The sequence below is a fragment of the Beijerinckia sp. L45 genome, assembly GCF_009765775.1.
GTDB lineage: Bacteria > Pseudomonadota > Alphaproteobacteria > Rhizobiales > Beijerinckiaceae > RH-AL1.
On the sequence record NZ_LMUU01000234.1, the window covers coordinates 40,149 to 41,597 of the forward strand.

General features: G+C 69.7%; 2 protein-coding genes. One reads left to right on the plus strand and one right to left on the minus strand.

Going from position 1 to position 1,449, the window contains the following annotated elements:
- Nucleotides 1–1,154 (plus strand): zinc-binding dehydrogenase (locus tag GSQ79_RS24480; protein ID WP_158811371.1); only part of this gene is annotated, 1,154 nt, incomplete at its 5' end.
- On the opposite strand, the gene GSQ79_RS24485 is transcribed toward GSQ79_RS24480, so the two are convergent.
- Nucleotides 1,151–1,449 (minus strand): TrkA C-terminal domain-containing protein (locus tag GSQ79_RS24485; RefSeq protein WP_305764637.1); only part of this gene is annotated, 299 nt, incomplete at its 5' end. The two genes, GSQ79_RS24480 and GSQ79_RS24485, sit on opposite strands and share 4 nt — an antisense overlap.

The following is a 1,449-nucleotide window of genomic DNA, read 5'->3' on the forward strand; positions in this document are numbered from 1 at the left end:
CCATCGAGGACATCGTGCTCGACGAGCCGCGTGCCGACGAAATTCTGGTGCGTCTGATCGCCAGCGGCGTCGGCTGGGCGGATCTGGAGGCCATCGACGGCGGCCTGCCGGTGCCGTTCCCTTTCGTCGGGGGCGGCGAGGGGGCCGGAATCGTGGAGGGCGTCGGCGATAGCGTCACCGGGATCGCGGCCGGGGATACCGTGATTTTGACGCCGGCTTTCTGCGGCGTCTGCGCAAGATGCCGCGAGGGTAGCCCGACGCACTGCCTAGAGCACGATGCGCTTAACCGGTGCGGCACGCGGGCCGACGGCTCGGTGCCGTTCTTCGGCGACGGCGTGCCGATCCACGGATTTTTCCAGGGCCAGTCGTCGTTCGCCACCCATGCCCTGTGCCGAAGCACCAGCGTGGTGAAGGTGCCGGCCGAAGCACCACTCGAGGTGCTGGCCTGCCTCGGCGGCGAACTCTGCGCCGCGGCCAGTATCGTGATCCACGCCGCGGTCAAGCGGCTCGAGGCGATCGTGGTGAGCGGAGCAAGCGGCCCCGGCCTCGTCGCGGTGATGACCGCGCGGGCGCTGGGCTTCGAAACGATCATCCTCGTCGATCCCGACCAAGCGCGGCGCGAACTGGCGACCGAGCTCGGCGCGACGTTCACCGTCCACGCTGACACGGATCTGCCGGCCGTCGTCATGAGCGTCACGCCGGGCGGCGTAGACCTTTCCGTCGAAACGACGGGCGATCGGGCGTCGCTCGACGCCTGCGTCGCCAGCCTGGCGCCGGGCGGCATCTGCGCTCTGCTCCGCTCGCCCGGCTTTATCCAGCCCAGCGACGATGCCCTGGCCGCGGAATCCCGCCAGATTAGCGAGATGTCGCGCGGCTGCGGCTCGCCGCACGAAACCATCGAGACGCTGGTGGCGTGGCACGCGGCCGGCAAATTTCCGCTGGAAAAGCTGGTGGTGTTCTACCCCTTCGAGCACATCAACGATGCGCTCCAGACTCTGGCCGTCGACGCCGTGCCGAAGCCGATCGTGCGGTTTTCCCTTGGTCTGTTCGGCGATCTCGACCGGGCTGGGGCGGAAGGCGCGGCGGTCGACGAACCGGCGGACGAGCCGGTCGACGAGACCACGCCGGAAAACGTCGACGCGGTAAAGGTCTAGGCTTTCGCCTGGGCGAACAGGCCCTCGACCGCCAGGGCGCGGCCGGGGCGGCCGACGATGGCGACGCCGTCGCCGGCCTGGACCACGACATTGCCTTGCGGCTGCAGAATGGTTTCGCCGTGCTGCCGGTCGAGCGCGACGATGAGGAAGGCGCCGGCCGCCAGCGCCTCCAGCTCGGCAATCGAGGCGCCGACGCAGCGCCCACCCTGCTCTGCCGCCACCACCTCGATTTCGAGACCGAGTCGCCGAAGATCACGGCCGAGGCGGTCGAGGTCGCCGGCCTTGGCGCCGGCCA